Raw genomic sequence first — 1,083 nt, forward strand, 5'->3', positions numbered from 1 at the left:
CAATGACTCTTATGAAACAAAAAGGACAATTCCATTATGATAAGAAACCAAATAAACAAACTATTGCTGTAGCTAAGTATTGTCTTTCCTCAGCGTATCATCCATCTACCCCATATCTCTATTTCTCTTCCCACAAAGGAAAGAATAGATTCCATTAACAAGGAAGTATTAATATTCTATGTCCCTAACACAAAAACAAAATGCATATATTAAAGCAGCTGTGCGTAAAGCATCACTTACCTCCCCAGAGAGAAAAGCTGTATTAGACAAAGCTTGTATTGGTCAGAAGCTTAATCTTAAAACAAATAGAATGTCTAAACATTATGAATGTGCTCACTGTAAACATCACTTCCCCTTGAAGAGAGTTCAAGTAGACCATATATCTCCTATCGTTCCTCTCAGTGGATGGGATAGTTGGGAAGAGTTGTTTGATAGGATGTTTAATGGAGAGATGCAAGTGTTGTGTGTAGAATGTCATAGTGTTAAATCTAAAGCAGAAGCTCTTGAGAGGCGTTCTAAATCTTCTTAATACAACCTATCGTTTTATTATAGAAGTCTTCTCACAGAGGCTTACAGGCCCATAGGATTTGATGATTGAGGGTATATTCCTGAGTAATAATATATTGAGGAATATATCTTTACCTTTTGAAAAAATATTACAAAAATTTAAGGGGGGTTGTCACTACAGCCTCGCAGCCAGCTACCCCCTACGCCCCTCAGCCTCAGGCGCTCTCCTTACGACAGGCTAAAGAGGGATTGCTCACACCGATTAACCAACCGATGAGAAACATTCTACCAGACCAGACCGAGAAGTCAAGCCTATTGAGGGATATTTATTGAGAAAATAGGGATTGAGTGGGTAAGTATTTGTTTTTACCTGTTTATTTTTCTTATCAGTGTGTTTCTTTTTTCATTTCCGTGTCGATTGATAAGTATTCCCGATTAAATATTTCCCGATGATAGGTTTTACCGATACGTCGCAATAAGCTCGTCTTATTACCACTGATTCCGATTGATTCCCGATAATCTACCACTTTCACCGATACCGATAGGGATAGCCACGGATATATTTATACGCGCATA

The 1,083-nt window shown here is 38.0% G+C and carries 1 protein-coding gene; it reads left to right on the forward strand.

Features of this window, described 5'->3' with window-relative positions:
* Positions 1 to 178: 178 nt before the first annotated feature.
* Positions 179 to 529, forward strand: coding sequence for an HNH endonuclease (locus N1032_RS23640; protein WP_259542820.1), 351 nt, complete (start codon positions 179 to 181; stop codon positions 527 to 529).
* The last annotated feature ends 554 nt before the right edge of the window (positions 530 to 1,083 follow it).

The sequence above is a fragment of the Herbiconiux daphne genome, assembly GCF_024979295.1.
Classification (GTDB): domain Bacteria; phylum Actinomycetota; class Actinomycetes; order Actinomycetales; family Microbacteriaceae; genus Herbiconiux; species Herbiconiux daphnes.